Consider the following 14,706-nt stretch of genomic DNA (forward strand, 5'->3'; position numbering starts at 1 on the left):
TACTACAACAAAGGCTTTTCGAAAAAAAATGGTTGCTACTTTCTGTTAGGTTTTCTTTTTCGAAAACGGTAAATTTTATAACCTTTTCAATGCTTGTTTGATAACGCTTTCAACGTTTGCGTCAGGTTGTTCCTGAAGTATCTTCGTTACTATCTTTTCTGCATCTTTCTTTGCAAAACCAAGCATGACTAATGCAGATAACGATTCATTCCTGATAGTATTGTCTGCAACGGTTAAAATTTGCCCCGAATCGGGTATTTTTCCGAGTTTATCTTTTAAGTCGATTATGATACGTTGAGCGGTTTTTGCACCAATACCTTTTACAGCTTTTAATACCGCCACATTTTCGGTGGTTACTGCTGCTTTTAATTCATCAGGATTTAACGACGAAAGCATCATGTTTGCAGTGCTGGCACCAACTCCGTTCACCGAAATCAAATTGCGAAATAATTCACGTTCGGTGGTGGTGGCAAAACCATACAAGGTGTGAGCATCTTCGCGAACTACCTGGTGTACATAAACTTTTACTTCCTTTTTACCGTTAAGTGCGCTGTAGGTGTTCAGCGAAATATGAACAAAGTAGCCCACGCCGGAAGCTTCTACCACAACATGCGTTGCGCTTATTTCGGCAATGTTACCCTTAATGAATTCGTACATAGCAAAGCTTTTTTAGATTGTATCTTCCTCTTCTGATGCTTCAATATCAACACTTTCATCAACCTGGTTGGGGTTAATGTCGTATTTTCTCAGCGGATTTTTACTGATCTCGCTGTAAATACTTCGGTTTTTATAAACATCGATAGCAAGGTACAAAGCCTGGCGGAATGATTCGGGCGATGCTTTGCCTTCTCCGGCAATGGCATAAGCTGTACCGTGAGCAGGCGATGTGCGAATGGCAGGAAGTCCGGCAGTGTAATTTACGCCACGTTCGAACGAGGCCAGCTTAAACGGAATTAAACCCTGGTCGTGGTACATCGCTAAAATAGCATCAAATTTTCGGTAATCTTCCGACCCAAAAAATCCGTCGGCAGGGTATGGTCCGAGTGCCATAATGCCTTCTTTTTTGGCCTGAATTACTGCGGGAAGAATGATTTCCTTGTCTTCTTTTCCAATTAAGCCATTGTCGCCGGCATGCGGATTTAATCCAAAAACGGCAATACGCGGTTTGGTAATGGCAAAGTCCTGCTGAAGAGATTTGGCAATGATCCTGATCTTTGAAAGGATTAGATCTTTATTCAGGCTTTCAGACACCTTCGAAATAGGAATGTGTGTAGTAACCACTCCAATCTTCAGCGATTCGCTCACCATTAACATGGCGTAGTCTTTGGTGTCGAATTTTTGTGCCAGAAACTCGGTATGTCCCGGGAAGTTAAATTCTTCACTTTGAATGTTGTCTTTGTTGATTGGTGCTGTAATCAGTGCATCAATATATCCTTTTTGAAGATCGCTGGTAGCACGGTCAAGCGCTTCAAACGATGAAACTCCGGCTTCAGTGGTTGATTTACCCAATTCAACCCGAATGTTTTCATCAACACAGTTTATTATGTTTGCTTTCCGGGGGAGTAGTTCTTTGGTGCTGCGAATGTGGTTAAAGCTTACATCGTTTATATCGAGAGCTTTACGGTGGTAGGCTGCAACTTTGGGTGAGCCATAAACAACCGGTGTGCACATTTCGAGAATACGCGGATCGGAAAGTGTTTTTAAGATTACTTCGTATCCAATTCCGTTTATATCTCCATGGGTAATTCCAATGCGTATTGTATCTTGTTTTGCCATTGTGTTTTATTTCAGAAAATTTGCCTTTTTAGTAAAGTGTCGCAAAGTTAATTTATTTAATTTAAATAAGCATGATCTTATTTCTGCGCCATTTCCACGCATTTCATGCTCATGCACAGTGTTTTTTATTCTGTTTGCGATTTCAGAAAATCATAAAGTAAGCGCGTGCCAAAACCTGTTCCTCCGGCAGGGCGGTATGCCTCCTTCTCTTTTCTGAAAGCGGGGCCTGCCATATCAATATGTATCCACTTGTAATCGGTAAAATGTTCCAGGAATTTTCCGGCAATGGTTGTTTGTCCTTCACGTACGCCAAGGTTGTTCAGGTCGGCAATCGGCGATTTTAAAGGCGCAGCGTATTCTTCCCAAAGCGGAACTTCTATCAGGCGTTCGTAGGTGTTTAATCCCGATTGTTTTAGTTGTTCCACCTTATCGGCGGTGTTACCCATAACCACCGCAGCGTGTGGGCCGGCAATAATATCGGCCGATCCGGTTAAGGTAGCGCAATCAATTACCAGTTGCGGTTGGTATTTTTTTGCATAGCTTAATGCATCGGCCAGAATGAGCCTGCCTTCAGCATCGGTGTTTTTGATTTCCACCGTGGTTCCGTCGAACATTTTTATGATATCGCCCGGAACGTAAGCATTTCCATCGGGGCGGTTGTCGGTTGCCGGAACCAGGCCAACAATATGCAAGGGAAGTTTATTGAGAGCGGCTGCGTAAATGGCTGCCACAATTCCGGCTGCTCCTCCCATGTCCGACTTCATGTAATCCATTGAGTTGGGTGTTGGTTTCAGACTTAAACCACCGGTGTCGTAAACCACTCCTTTTCCCACCAAAACAATGGCTTGTTTGTTTCTGGCATTTTCAGGTTTCCACTCCAGTATATTAAAAGTTGGCGGATCGATACTGCCTTTGTTTACGGCAAGCAGCCCGCCCATTTTTAGCGCTTCAATTTTTTTCTTGTGAAAAACTTCCAGTGAAAAACCGGCTTCGTCACTCAGTTTTTCAATTTCTTTTGAGAACTGGTTTGCCGTAAGAAACGACAGTGGTTCGTTAACCAGGTCGCGTGCAACAAAAGTCGCCTTTGTTGTATTTATAATTTCATCGATTTTCTCGTTAGTGATCTTCTCATCAAAGATTAAAATATTTTCGAGTTGAAATGTTTCTTTTTCCTTTTTGTATTTCTCGAAGGTGTAGGTGTTAAGCAGCAATCCTTCTAAAAAATCAGGTAAAAAACCGGCTTCACAAAAATTGGTAAGTTGAACTGTTGTATCACCAGCCGATTTAAGGGCGTCGTAAAGTTTTGTGCCGGCTACCCTTGCCATTTCGGCTTGCCGGTAGGGTTCTTTGTCGGTTTTTATTTTGCCAAAAAATAGAAGTTGTGGAATACGGGTAATCACGCATGTATCTTCCTTTTCAAACTTCTTTTGCAGAAACGACTTTTCTGATTCCGAGAGTTGAATAGTAGCTGTTTCCTTTAAGTCAGTGCATAAGCAGGCCAGCGAATGCTCGCCCGATATTTTTGAGGTAATGGATATTTTTGGGATCATAGTTTTTAATTTTAAGCTAAAATAAGGATTAAAAACAAGTTGTTTTGACGGAAACAAATTAAACAGTTGACAGTGGAGTGTTAATTCACCGGAGAATCTTTCCTGTTCAAATGATTTTAAAGATCGAATGTTGGTTAGCAGATACAAAAAAGGACCTTAAACAAGGCCCTTTTTCTATTTTTTTCTGTTGTGCTTTTTAATGATCGTCGCCAAAATAAGCGTGTTCAAAAAGGTGAAGCTTTTCGCGCAGTGTATCGATAATGCTTAAATCGGTGCTTTGTTTGCTTTTCATTGCAAATACCGAAAGGTGGTGTAACAGTTCCAGTTGTTTTACATATTTGCGGTAAGCTGCCTCATCAGCTGATGAGGTAATTTTTACACGTTGATGTAAAAAATACTGGCTTACAATTTCCTGCATTTCCTTGGCGTGTTCTTCTTTGTTCATTACCCAACGAACCAACTGGTTGTAATCGGGGTTTTCTGATTTCGACAATTCGTTAATCTGGTTCATCGATTTTTCAATGGTTTCAATGTGTTCGTATAACAGGGCAATGCGAACCGAGTCGCCATAAATTCCACAAGGAATTTCGCAATGTGCTTTTGCCTGAAAACCTGAAATTGCTACAATGCCCATGATTAAGGCCGCGGAAAAAAGTTTTGTAATTTTTTTCATTTCTCTATTTTGAATGTTTGTATTTAATAACTGTCTGTATAACAATAAAAGAAGAATATGGTTTGAGTTTGTTCCATATTTTCCTTTGATGGGGGATCGAATTTTTAATTGATTTTTTTTAGAAAAAAGTTTTGACTTTTAAGAAAAGCTATTACTTTTGCATCGCTTTTGAAAAGCAAACGTTCTCACAAAGGGAATTAAACCTTCCCCAGTAGCTCAGTTGGTTAGAGCGGCGGACTGTTAATCCGTAGGTCGTTGGTTCAAGTCCAACCTGGGGAGCCACAAAAAAAGGAGATCAAAATTGATCTCCTTTTTTTATGTCCTAATTTTTGAAATAACTCTCCGTTTTCTAAGGTGAGTTTCATCTTATTCTTATTACATAATTCATTTTAGTCGGTGAATTTTTAAAGAGTAGACTATTCTTTAAATAAGTATTTATTACCGGAAATACATTCTTACATTGATTGATTTATTGAATGAATAATTCGTAATATCAAGAAAAAGAGCGAGTTGTGATTGTTTGTGCATGAATCGGGAATATTGTATAGCATAGTACTGAGTAAAAAAAGGAAACATATTAAAAAAAGTACTATATAAAGTGTAACGCTTTGAAAAATTGTGCGTCATATAAATGAAAACGTTACAATACGATTTTACAGATAACAAGAAAAAAACAGGAGGATAAGTCATGAAAACAAAAAACAATGTTCAGAAAGCAACCACACGATTATTGGTACTGGGAATTATTTTAGTCGTTTTTAATTTAAGTGTACATGCTCAGATGTCAGGAAAGTCATCATCGGTAGCTTTTAATTTAATTGCATTTGCGATGGTTGATAACTCTGTCGAATCCAATTCATCATCAGTTGAGGCGGATGTTTACGTAGCAAATTTCGAAGAGGAAGCAGAAGAAGCATTAAAACTGGAAGACTGGATGACAGATTTAGCCAGCTTTGATGTTTACTCACAGTATTTTCAATTTGAACAGGAGGAAGCATTGGAAGTTGAAGAATGGATGATCGATGAAACAACTTTTAATCATTGGTCTTTTCAGTTTGCAGAAGAAAATGAGTCACCGCTGGAATTGGAAGACTGGATGACTTCTGACGTAATATGGAACCGTTAGTTCCATAAGAAATTCACAAAAAATTATAAATATTAAAAGTCAGGAATCATGAAATTAGAGAATACAAAAGCACAAATGAGAAAAGGCGTTTTGGAATACTGTATCTTGCTGGTTTGTAAAGATCAACCGGTGTACGCAGTTAATGTTATTAGTGGTTTGCGGGATGCTAACTTAATAGTAGTAGAAGGTACTATTTATCCATTACTGACCCGATTAAAGAATGACGGATTGTTATCCTATCGCTGGGAAGAATCTACCCAGGGACCGCCTCGAAAATATTATGAACTTACCGAAAAAGGCATGGTTTTTTTAGCCGAGCTGGAAGAATCGTGGGGAGAATTGGTAAGTGCAGTTACAAGAGTTAAAGCCAACAGGGCATAATCGTTAAAATCAGAAAAGAAGTAAAACTTTTAAAATTAAAGAAAATGAAAAAGACATTAACAATAAATATTAGCGGCACGATATTTCATATTGAAGAAGACGCCTATGAAGAGCTGAAGAAATACATGGTAGGTCTAAAAAACTATTTTGGTAAAGATGATGAAGGCAACGAAATTTTCGCTGATATTGAAGCCAGAATTGCAGAGATTTTTACAGAAAAAACGAACGGTAAAAATCCGGCAATTACTTTTGAATGGGTAGAAGAATTGATAGAAACTTTGGGAACTCCAGAGAACTTTTCGGAAGAGGCTGGAGAAGAAGAACCCTTGGCAGGACAAAAAACAAGAAAAAGAAAACTTTATCGCGATCCCGAGCAAACTGTTTTAGGAGGAGTTTGTGGCGGATTAGCCGTTTATTTTAATATGGATCCGGTGATTATAAGATTAATAGTTGTATTACTTGCACTTCTTACATCAGGAGCGGGTATATTGGTTTATGTTATTCTGTGGATAATTGTACCCAAAGCAGTTACTACGTCACAACGGTTGGAAATGAAAGGAGAAGAGGTTACAATAAAAAACATTGAGAAATTTCTTAAAGATGAAGTTGATGCGGTAAAAGAGAGCTATAAAAAAATCCGGAAATCCAGGTTCTTTTCAAAAAGTTAGTCTTAGCTGAAAAAACTTTTAAGTAATGCTTTCGATCGATAAAATGTAAAACTATAAACAATTAGCTCGCTGCTTCAAACTGTCAGGGGAGCCATCAAAAAGGTCAATCGAATTCGGTTGACCTTTTTGATATCTTATTTTTGGGAAGGTAGGTCAGTTTGTCAAATATTGAGATAAAAAAAATCCTGTTCTATTTGAACAGGATTTAGAATATTTAATAATCAATATTTACTACAGACTATCGCCAAAATCGGCTTTAAATTTCTCCACAAGCTTTTCCTGCCAGTCGGAGGTTGGTTTTAGTTTACCAAAGAAAAACCTAAGCACTTTTGGCTCTTCGTAAAACTCAAGTCCGCCAATAAGCTTTCTGTTTTCGTAAAGCCATGCAATCCGGTCGATGGTATATTTTACCTGGGATAAGGTGAAAACTCGACGGGGAAGAGCAAGTCGTAGAAGCTCAACAGCTGCAAAATGGTCGCTGCCATCTTCCTCTCTTTCCTCCGATATTGTACCTCTTTCCATGCCTCGAACTCCACTTGCAATGTATAAAGCGGCTGCTAATGAACCTGCCCTGTATTCCTTTTGTGGCACATGATCAAGAAAGGCCATGGCATCAAGGTGGGCTCCCAGTCCTCCCGGAGGAGTTATTACCGGAACTCCGAGTTTAACCAATTCATCAACCATGTATTTAATAAAAATAGGACCCTGATTGATCATTTCTTCGTCCATGGTTTCATCCAGTCCAACTACCATTGCCTCCATCTCGCGGGTTGACATACCGCCGTAAGTAGAAAAGCCTTCGTAAAGCGGTAGCATCTCCAGAAGTTTTTTGTAGGCAGCCTCATCATTGGTAATTATACCTCCACCTCTTACGTGTCCCAGTTTACGTGCTGAGAAATAAACGATATCAGCAGAATCAGATAAAATCCTGGTAATTTCACGGGTGGAAAGGTTTTTATACTTTTCGTCACGTGTTTTGATGAAATGCAGGTTATCAGCCCACAAACTTGCATCAACAATAAACGGAATCTTGTATTTTCGGGCAATTTTACCTGTTTCAATAAAGTTGTCCAAAGCAACAGGTTGTCCTCCAATCAGGTTGGTACCGGCTTCAATACGTATAAATGAAATCTTATCAGCACCTTCCTCATCAATTAATTTCTGTAACTGATTTAAATCAATATTCCCCTTAAAAGGCTTCGAACTAACCGAATCTAAAGCGTCGGGTAAAAACAGTTCCAGCACTTTGCCACCATTTATCATTATATGGGCTTTTGTTGTGGTAAAGTGGTAGTTCATCGGAATGTAGGTATCTTTTTTTACAAAGGCCAATGATAGCAAGTTCTCACAAGCGCGTCCCTGGTGGACAGGCAAAAAATATTCTTTTCCGAAAATTTCAGCGATTTTGTCTTGTAGCCGGGTAAATGTTGCAGAACCCGCATAACTGTCATCCACAGTGAGCATTGCAGCTGTTTGTTTGTCGCTCATTGCATTTACGCCGCTATCGGTAAGCATATCAAGGTAAATGTCTTTATTGTAGAGGAGAAATGTATTATTGCCGGCCTCCTCAATGGCTTTCAGCCTCCTTTCAACCGGAACTAAATCAAGGCGTTGAACCATTCTAACTTTATGCATCTCCAGGGGTAACTCTTCGCCTAAAAAAAATTTAATATTAGCCATAATAAATAGGTAATTGTTTTTTTGGTTATTAATTATTATTGGTTTAATTTTTCAAAAAGCATAAATATAAGAATATGTCGTAGATTACCATGTTTTGACAAATAGATTGTTAGAGAAAACGCTCAAAAAAATGGGAATAATAAGGCGTTAGCATGGGGAAAGTTGTAGATTGTTAAAACTGGATGTGTCGAATTGGCTGGCTCGCAAGAAAGATTACAACCTTCAGTCTTTAATGGATGAACCAAAATAAAAGAGGTCATTTGCGACCTCTTTATGTTCAATGAATTCTGAATCTATCACAAAAATAAGCCTAAGGACTAACTCGTTCTATTGAAACCTCTACCGGATTTCTGATAATGTCAAGAACTGGCGATGTCTTTTGAACATGGTTGCACAGCTCATCCAGTTTTTCCGTTGGCGCATCTGCACTTATTTTATAAGCAACCTTAATATTCTGATAACCTGGTCTTATCGTTTCTGATAATCCCAGAAATCCGTGCAGGTCAATATCACCTTCCATGTCAAATTCGAGGGAATTAATGGTAATTCCCATTGCAGATGCATTGTAGACATAGCCAACTGTTAAACAGGAAGCTAAGGCGTGTAAGACTGCCTCAACGGCATTGGCTCCATGATTTTCGCCCAGTAAAACTGGAGGCTCGTCACCTTCAAGAACAAAAGCTTCTTCGCGCGATGTATCTTCCATTTTTGCCCCGTAAAAATCTTTAATTTCTGTTTTGCAGTGTCCCCCGTTTATCCAATCGGTGTGCGACCTGAATTGAAATTTTGCAACATCTGCATCCCCTTTTACCGCTTCAATTGTACCAAATAACTGGTCAACATTTACGCCATTTTTTTCGATTACTGTTTCCATTTCTGTCTGTTTTAATGATTAATAATAAGTCATGGCGTGATTTATTAAATGGGTATCCATCTTAAATTAATAAAACGGAGTAATTACTCTTTTTATGTGTACTGAAATCGGTTTGAAAAGTTGCGTTTGATTTCTGCCAATAGTGGTTTTGTTAATACTTTCCGGGATGTAGACTCTTTGGCAGCTGTGGTGCCTCTTTTAGTGGTATCCAATTTCATTTTTGAATCAGCAGATTCTGTGGAAAGGTCATTATACATAAGCATAGGCAATGCCCTTTCTAAAGCATTGTTTTTTTCGGCCTGTTTCTTTTGTCCGCATATTTCAATATTGCTGTAATCGGAGCGATGGTTTCTACAATTAAGCCGGATTATGAGCATCATTTTATTTTTTTTAGTTTACGATTTTACTTTTTATGTTTTTAATAGTCAAACACCAAGTAATTGAAAACAAACAAATACTGACATCTTCCATTAGGTGGCGTGGTTTGTTTATCTGAAAAAATGTTGCTCTGCCAAAGCAGTGGTGGTGTTCTCTGAATCGGATGGAAAAGTTAAACTCGATAATATAATGGGAATGAAATTGGTGAAAATACATGCTGTATTTTTTATACCAGGATCGCGCCTAATTAATAATTAAATCAATTCAATCATTCAAAAACTAATTTAATTGAGATGAAAAGAAATCACACAAACAAACAAATGAGTTTCTTGCGGATGTTTTCAGTTGTTATGTGCTTATTGCTTGTTGTTCCGGCAATGGCAAATGCACAGGGTAAAGCTGACTTTGCAGGCAGTTGGGCTTTTAATGAATCGAAAAGTAAAATGGGCGACAGCGGCCGCCGATTTGGGGGTGGCGACTTTGTTGTAAAACAAGAGGCCAATCTTCTTTCGGTTGAAAGATCTTTTAACGATCAGAGTTTTACAAGTAAGTACACACTTGATGGGAAAGAAAGTGTAAATTCTTTTGGAAGAGGCGAAAGCAAATCGACAGCCAAGTGGTCTGACGATGGAAAATCGCTAACTATCGTTACAAAAATGAACTTCAACGGTACCGAAAGAATATCGACCCAGGTTTGGACATTGAACGATGCAAAAACGCTTTCGATAGTATCAACCAGGCAAAACAGGGACGGAGATAACGTAACCACCACAATGGTTTACGACAAAAAATAGACTTAATCAGAAGTTTAAAAGAGACCTCTGATTCAGAGGTCTCTTTTAATTCCTGATTTTTATAGGTGCTCTAGTCTAATCTGAATAGCAACTTCAGTGATCTGCTATTTTGTTCTATCGGTGTAAACTATTAATCTCTAGAATTCAACCCTGTAATTCAAAATCGGAATCATTCCATTCATATAGTTTATTTCAACTTTTCCGGTTTCCGGGCTGTAGAATTCATCCCACACGTTTAAACGGCCACTTACATTTTGAATGTCGAGCGAAACGATCCACGACCACGAAGGTTTGTTTTTCCGGTAGCTGATTCCACAGTCAACCCTGTAGTAGTCGGGTACTTTTGTTTCAAATGCTCGCGAATAATCCCTCACTTCGCGGTTTTGAGCGAGCGATGCTTCCAAATCAAGCGGGGTGGTGCGGTAACCTCCTCGCCACATGGTTCTCAGGTTTAATCCAAGTATGTTTTGTTTGTTTTTACCCACTTCAAACTCTTTTCCTCCAACCACATTAAAAATGTATTTGCTGTTAAATGCGGTGTTTCGCTCAACTCCATCGGGCATGGTGTATTTCGATTCGAAAAGCGAGGCAGTTGTAAGCATATACCAGTTGTTGGAAAAGAACTTTTCAAGTGTCAGTTCTAATCCGTAATTTCTCCCGGTTCCCTGGTTAGTCAGTTTTTCGTTGGTAAAGCCGCTGCTAAAATTAAGGGAACTTACAGTATTTGTCGAGTCATTCGGGTCAACCGGAACATCATACAAATGCTGATAATACACTTCTGCTTTCAATCGGAAATCGCGTGCAAAATTCCAGTTGTACCCCAAAACCACGTGCGCAGCTTTCGTTATTTTTAAGTCCTTATTGGGTTGAATAATACTGCCATCGTTTAATTCCCTTTCTGCCAGATATACTGAGACCGGTTCAATTTTACTGTGCAGACCGGCACCAAAATTAATACGGTGCTGCTTTGTAATATCCCAGCGGATTCCCAAACGAGGTTCAATACTGTAATCCTTGTTCAGTGCCAGAAAGGAAGAATGTAACCCAGAGTTGATATCAACTTTCTCATTCAGGCGATATTTCCATTGAACGTACGATTCAAAAACCTGGGTACTTCCCTTACTTTTAACTTGTTGTTCCAGAGTGCCGGTATCAAAATTCAAACTTAAAGCATCGAGATTATAGCCGCGGTTATGGAAAATGAAACCGCCCATCAACACGTGCTGCGCATTGAATTTGTGATTGATGAATGAATTCAAACTAAATGTGTTATAGGCGAAATTTTCGTTTTCTGTGGTTGCCGGTCTTAAATCGTAATCCAGCGAATCAACCGTAGCTTCATTTTTGGTGTGCGAATAGGCAGCCACCGTTTTGATATAGGTTTTTGAGTTGGGGAAAAGATAATTATGCGTTATCCCGGCAATTCCAAGTTGATGATCTTCGGTATCCCGAAAACGATCAGACCTGTAATTCCAGAACGAAGTATCCGGAGCAACAGTGGAACCTGCAGAACTAATTCCTCCCAATCCCCAAACCGAAAAGTACCCGGCTTTTTTTGTGGGAATATAGAATTTATACGACAAATCCTGCCATTCGGGAGTGATGTCGCCTCCGCTGATATCAATACCAGCTTTGCTTAAAATTTTTAATGTTGAATAACGGTAGTTTAGCAGGTAAGAAGCTTCGCTGCCTTTTTTTAGCGGACCTTCAAGCGCTGCCTGTGCTCCCAGCACGCCCAGTTGAAAAGCATATTCGTGTTTTTCGTAGTTCCCGTTTCGTAATTTTAAATCGAACACCCCCGAAAGTGCATTTCCGTACTCTGCGGGGAAAGCTCCGGTGAAAAAATCGGAATTGGCTAAAACCTGGGTGCTAAGTGCCGAAACACCACCTCCGGAGCCGCCTTCGCCGTTGGTGAAATGGTTCGGGTTCGGAATTTCGATTCCTTCCATCCGCCACAGCATTCCGCGCGGAGAGTTTCCACGGATAACCAGTTCGTTGTTTTCGTCGTCGGCTGATGAAACGCCTGCAAAAGATTGTGCCGTTCTTCCCGGATCGTTAATCCCGGCTGCTATCCTGGACGTTGATTCCACAGTGATTTGAGTGGCACTAATTGTTGCCATTTGGTTGATCGGTTCGCTTTTATCGTCGTACGCATAAACTGTAACTTCGTCCAAATCGGCAACCGATTCTTTCATTTCAATATTTAAAACAACCTCGCGGCCCGAGCCAACCATTATTTCATTCAGAAAGATCTCTTCGTATCCGAGAAATGTAATTTTAAAGGTTTGCCGGCCAACAGGAACTTTTTCCAGTTTAAAGTTTCCGTTGGCATCCGATGAGGTACCTTTTGCCATAGTTCCGCCCGAAAGCAAAATGATATTTGCCCCCGGTAGCGGTCCTCTTGTATCCGCATCAATTACCTTTCCTTTAACGGTTTGAGTTAATTCCTGGGCAAACAGTTTTGCAGGAAAAGTACATATAAGTAAGACTAATAGTATTGTTTTCATAGCTTTTTGTTTCTTGTTTTCAATGGGTTTCTGTTTTCTGTAGCCTGGTTTCTAGTTTACTTTGATGATTTCGGAGGCGTCCTTCAAATCCTGCTCTTCGATGACTCCACTTCCTTTGTAATATACTTTTGAAGCACCTCTGGCAGTAACATCCAATTTTTGCTGAACGCTTAGAGAGATTTCAGAGCCCCCATCCAGATTGGCATTCAGGTAATCGCTGACAAAATCAAAACCGGTCATTTCAGAAGCTCCTGTTGCATCGATATGGAAATTGGTGCAAGCGCCATCGATTTCCATTGTTGAGGCACCTTCAAGGTATGCGTTTACTGTTACGGTTTCAATCGATCCTTTAAACTGGCTGGCTCCAATCAATTCTATTTCAAACTGATCGTTTTGTAAAGCATCGTTGAATTCAACGGTTGTGGCGCCCTCGGCCATAACTTTTGAAAGGGAAGTGGTTGTAATGTAAACGTTTAAAACCGGGACCCCGCGAATGTTGGTGTTTTTCTCCAATCCTACCGATAAAAGATCGCCCGTTTGATCTGTTTCGATAACTGAGTGTAAGTTTTCATTGGCCTCAATACGAACTGATTCCTCTGTTTCTGAGAAACTAACATACACATGGAAGACATCTGAAACGGCCAACTGGCTAACACCTGACACCGAAAAATCGATTGTGGTAACATTTGATGATGGAACTACTTCTAAATGATCTTTTTCACATGAAGTGAATAAAACTCCGATTGCTAAAATTGTTGCTAAAAATACTTTTGTTTTCATGACTTTAAATTTTAATTGTTACTAATGATATTGTTTAAGTTTTCTGTTTTAAGTTCTAAATCTCTTGGTCAAATTTGGGGTATTAAAGGCCTGTAATCGACCGACTGCATAAAGTCGAACTGTTTCATCGCTGTATAATTGGTTCGATTGAATATTTTAATTCGTTCGACTATGTTGTAACAGTTAGTTTCCCTCGTGTTTAAGACATATACTGCTGTCTTGAATAGATTCGTTTTCATAGCGTTCTTTTTGTGGTAAGGCCATTTTATAGCTGTATTTTTTCCAGATGTATTCGATGGGCCCCTGATTAAATCGTTGCAGATAAAAATGAGTGATTAAGGTTTGGAATACATAAAATCCGATGGCAATCATCCACGATTGAAAATTGGTAAGCTTTCCGAAAAGATTAAAGAGGTTGAAACAATGATAGAATACAAAAACGTAAAGAAACGATTGCAGAATATAATTGCTCAGCGCTGTGCGGCCAACCGGATTAAAAAATTGTAATACTTTTCTAAAAGATTTATACTGGTATAATTTCAGGAATGCCGAAATGTAAAACAGGCTTTGCAAAATCATTCCTGTCACAAGAACAAACGGCACCCAGATTAATGAATAATCCAATTCCAGATCGCCAACTGATATCTTATAGAAAATAAAACTTGCTGCCAGGCCAAAAGTAAGACCAAGTGTGATAAACCATGTTGTTAGTTTAGCATGTTTTTCCGGATGTTTGAAGAAATCGATTTTTGCCAGGATAAACCCAATTAGCATATTCCCAAAAGCAAATACAAGTGTTAAGGGCATATCTCTAAGGAAATTAGTCCACGGGTCGAACATAAAATTTAATTTCAAATACCGCAGAAACGATGTGGCTACCGGTATCTCGCGAGCCAGTTCAAAATCGAAATTACGCGAAGCCCAGCCCAAAGCAGTTAAGCCGATATAAATGGCTCCGGTTAATACTACATTTAGCAGTACCGCCAAAACAACCAGTTTTTTAACCGATACTTTTCGTAGGATTAAAAGAAATATACCACCTAAAGCATAGGCGCGTATAATGTCGCCATTCCACAACAACAGGCTGTGTGCATAACCCACTCCGAATAAAAGCAGCATTCGTACGATAAAATACTTATTGAAGTTTACACTCCTCTTGGCAGCCCGTTGCATTTGAATGTAAAATCCAAAACCGAACAAAATAGAGAAAATGGTAATAAACTTTTTATCTACTAAAAAGTGGTACAGGAAAGTCATTAATGAATCCAGTTCTCCAGTTACCGGCGTGTTATACTCATAAGGAATATTGGCAATTATTATCCCTAATAAGGCAAATCCGCGTAAGGCATCAACAGAATCAATTCTGTTCTTTTTCGTTGTTTGTTGCAACTTTGCTTCTTGTATTTCCTGTTTCTGATTCATCATTAAATATTTTTGTGTTGAAAAATCGTTAATGCAAATATCAAGTGAATCAGTGGTTTATGAAAGTTTTTGGTGTCGCGCATTCGGAAATCAGAAC

Annotated in this window: 14 protein-coding genes and 1 tRNA gene; 5 read left to right on the forward strand and 10 right to left on the reverse strand. The window is 39.2% G+C overall.

Annotation, left to right across the window (positions count from 1 at the left end):
• Positions 1 to 75: 75 nt before the first annotated feature.
• From ruvA to LH29_RS05170, 4 genes are all read right to left on the reverse strand, one after another.
• Positions 76 to 657 (reverse strand): Holliday junction branch migration protein RuvA, encoded by a 582-nt coding sequence (gene ruvA / locus LH29_RS05155; RefSeq protein WP_045026399.1) that lies wholly within the window; start codon positions 655 to 657, stop codon positions 76 to 78.
• A gap of 12 nt (positions 658 to 669) precedes the next feature.
• Positions 670 to 1,776, reverse strand: a complete 1,107-nt coding sequence (gene pdxA / locus LH29_RS05160; protein ID WP_045026400.1) for a 4-hydroxythreonine-4-phosphate dehydrogenase PdxA — start codon at positions 1,774 to 1,776, stop codon at positions 670 to 672.
• 125 nt (positions 1,777 to 1,901) lie between these two features.
• Positions 1,902 to 3,326 (reverse strand): leucyl aminopeptidase family protein, encoded by a 1,425-nt coding sequence (locus LH29_RS05165; protein WP_045026401.1) that lies wholly within the window; start codon positions 3,324 to 3,326, stop codon positions 1,902 to 1,904.
• 196 nt (positions 3,327 to 3,522) lie between these two features.
• Positions 3,523 to 3,999 (reverse strand): superoxide dismutase [Ni], encoded by a 477-nt coding sequence (locus tag LH29_RS05170; RefSeq protein WP_045026402.1) that lies wholly within the window; start codon positions 3,997 to 3,999, stop codon positions 3,523 to 3,525.
• A 205-nt stretch (positions 4,000 to 4,204) separates the two neighbouring features.
• Here LH29_RS05170 and LH29_RS05175 point away from each other — a divergent pair.
• The 4 genes from LH29_RS05175 (at position 4,205) to LH29_RS24915 (ending at position 6,174) form a co-directional block, all read left to right on the forward strand.
• Positions 4,205 to 4,281, forward strand: a tRNA-Asn gene (locus LH29_RS05175).
• Positions 4,282 to 4,687: 406 nt separating this feature from the next.
• Complete coding sequence (locus LH29_RS05180; protein ID WP_045026403.1) at positions 4,688 to 5,125, forward strand: hypothetical protein; 438 nt, start codon at positions 4,688 to 4,690, stop codon at positions 5,123 to 5,125.
• 48 nt (positions 5,126 to 5,173) lie between these two features.
• Positions 5,174 to 5,506 carry a PadR family transcriptional regulator gene (locus LH29_RS05185; RefSeq protein WP_045026404.1) on the forward strand — a complete coding sequence of 111 codons (333 nt, stop codon included), beginning with the start codon at positions 5,174 to 5,176 and terminating at the stop codon, positions 5,504 to 5,506.
• A gap of 44 nt (positions 5,507 to 5,550) precedes the next feature.
• Positions 5,551 to 6,174 carry a PspC domain-containing protein gene (locus tag LH29_RS24915; RefSeq protein ID WP_052670609.1) on the forward strand — a complete coding sequence of 208 codons (624 nt, stop codon included), beginning with the start codon at positions 5,551 to 5,553 and terminating at the stop codon, positions 6,172 to 6,174.
• A 231-nt stretch (positions 6,175 to 6,405) separates the two neighbouring features.
• Here LH29_RS24915 and LH29_RS05195 read toward each other — a convergent pair whose 3' ends face one another.
• From LH29_RS05195 to LH29_RS24730, 3 genes are all read right to left on the reverse strand, one after another.
• A complete protein-coding gene (locus LH29_RS05195) occupies positions 6,406 to 7,854 on the reverse strand; it encodes a tryptophanase (protein ID WP_045026405.1) in 1,449 nt (482 codons plus the stop codon).
• A gap of 310 nt (positions 7,855 to 8,164) precedes the next feature.
• Positions 8,165 to 8,728 (reverse strand): OsmC family protein, encoded by a 564-nt coding sequence (locus LH29_RS05200; protein WP_045026406.1) that lies wholly within the window; start codon positions 8,726 to 8,728, stop codon positions 8,165 to 8,167.
• A 92-nt stretch (positions 8,729 to 8,820) separates the two neighbouring features.
• Positions 8,821 to 9,108: a hypothetical protein gene (locus LH29_RS24730; RefSeq protein ID WP_045026407.1), complete on the reverse strand. Its 288-nt coding sequence runs from the start codon at positions 9,106 to 9,108 to the stop codon at positions 8,821 to 8,823.
• A 291-nt stretch (positions 9,109 to 9,399) separates the two neighbouring features.
• Here LH29_RS24730 and LH29_RS05210 point away from each other — a divergent pair, with 291 nt between their 5' ends.
• A complete protein-coding gene (locus LH29_RS05210; RefSeq protein WP_045026408.1) occupies positions 9,400 to 9,900 on the forward strand; it encodes a hypothetical protein in 501 nt (166 codons plus the stop codon).
• A gap of 137 nt (positions 9,901 to 10,037) precedes the next feature.
• Here LH29_RS05210 and LH29_RS05215 read toward each other — a convergent pair whose 3' ends face one another.
• The 3 genes from LH29_RS05215 to LH29_RS05225 all read right to left on the reverse strand — a co-directional run bounded on the left by LH29_RS05215 (position 10,038) and on the right by LH29_RS05225 (position 14,612).
• The gene (locus LH29_RS05215; protein ID WP_045026409.1) at positions 10,038 to 12,407 is read right to left on the reverse strand and encodes a TonB-dependent receptor; all 2,370 of its coding nucleotides are present in this window, start codon (positions 12,405 to 12,407) and stop codon (positions 10,038 to 10,040) included.
• Positions 12,408 to 12,458: 51 nt separating this feature from the next.
• The gene (locus tag LH29_RS05220; protein ID WP_045026411.1) at positions 12,459 to 13,187 is read right to left on the reverse strand and encodes a head GIN domain-containing protein; all 729 of its coding nucleotides are present in this window, start codon (positions 13,185 to 13,187) and stop codon (positions 12,459 to 12,461) included.
• 183 nt (positions 13,188 to 13,370) lie between these two features.
• The gene (locus tag LH29_RS05225; RefSeq protein WP_045026413.1) at positions 13,371 to 14,612 is read right to left on the reverse strand and encodes a DUF418 domain-containing protein; all 1,242 of its coding nucleotides are present in this window, start codon (positions 14,610 to 14,612) and stop codon (positions 13,371 to 13,373) included.
• Positions 14,613 to 14,706: the final 94 nt, after the last annotated feature.

The sequence above is a fragment of the Draconibacterium sediminis genome (genome assembly GCF_000949475.1).
Lineage (GTDB): Bacteria > Bacteroidota > Bacteroidia > Bacteroidales > Prolixibacteraceae > Draconibacterium > Draconibacterium sediminis.

Coding starts and splice junctions, on each gene's coding strand:
- ruvA (WP_045026399.1), bottom strand. CDS start 657: ATGTACGAATTCATTAAGGGTAACATTGCCGAAATAAGCGCAACGCAT.
- pdxA (WP_045026400.1), bottom strand. CDS start 1,776: ATGGCAAAACAAGATACAATACGCATTGGAATTACCCATGGAGATATA.
- LH29_RS05165 (WP_045026401.1), bottom strand. CDS start 3,326: ATGATCCCAAAAATATCCATTACCTCAAAAATATCGGGCGAGCATTCG.
- LH29_RS05170 (WP_045026402.1), bottom strand. CDS start 3,999: ATGAAAAAAATTACAAAACTTTTTTCCGCGGCCTTAATCATGGGCATT.
- LH29_RS05180 (WP_045026403.1), top strand. CDS start 4,688: ATGAAAACAAAAAACAATGTTCAGAAAGCAACCACACGATTATTGGTA.
- LH29_RS05185 (WP_045026404.1), top strand. CDS start 5,174: ATGAAATTAGAGAATACAAAAGCACAAATGAGAAAAGGCGTTTTGGAA.
- LH29_RS24915 (WP_052670609.1), top strand. CDS start 5,551: ATGAAAAAGACATTAACAATAAATATTAGCGGCACGATATTTCATATT.
- LH29_RS05195 (WP_045026405.1), bottom strand. CDS start 7,854: ATGGCTAATATTAAATTTTTTTTAGGCGAAGAGTTACCCCTGGAGATG.
- LH29_RS05200 (WP_045026406.1), bottom strand. CDS start 8,728: ATGGAAACAGTAATCGAAAAAAATGGCGTAAATGTTGACCAGTTATTT.
- LH29_RS24730 (WP_045026407.1), bottom strand. CDS start 9,108: ATGATGCTCATAATCCGGCTTAATTGTAGAAACCATCGCTCCGATTAC.
- LH29_RS05210 (WP_045026408.1), top strand. CDS start 9,400: ATGAAAAGAAATCACACAAACAAACAAATGAGTTTCTTGCGGATGTTT.
- LH29_RS05215 (WP_045026409.1), bottom strand. CDS start 12,407: ATGAAAACAATACTATTAGTCTTACTTATATGTACTTTTCCTGCAAAA.
- LH29_RS05220 (WP_045026411.1), bottom strand. CDS start 13,187: ATGAAAACAAAAGTATTTTTAGCAACAATTTTAGCAATCGGAGTTTTA.
- LH29_RS05225 (WP_045026413.1), bottom strand. CDS start 14,612: ATGATGAATCAGAAACAGGAAATACAAGAAGCAAAGTTGCAACAAACA.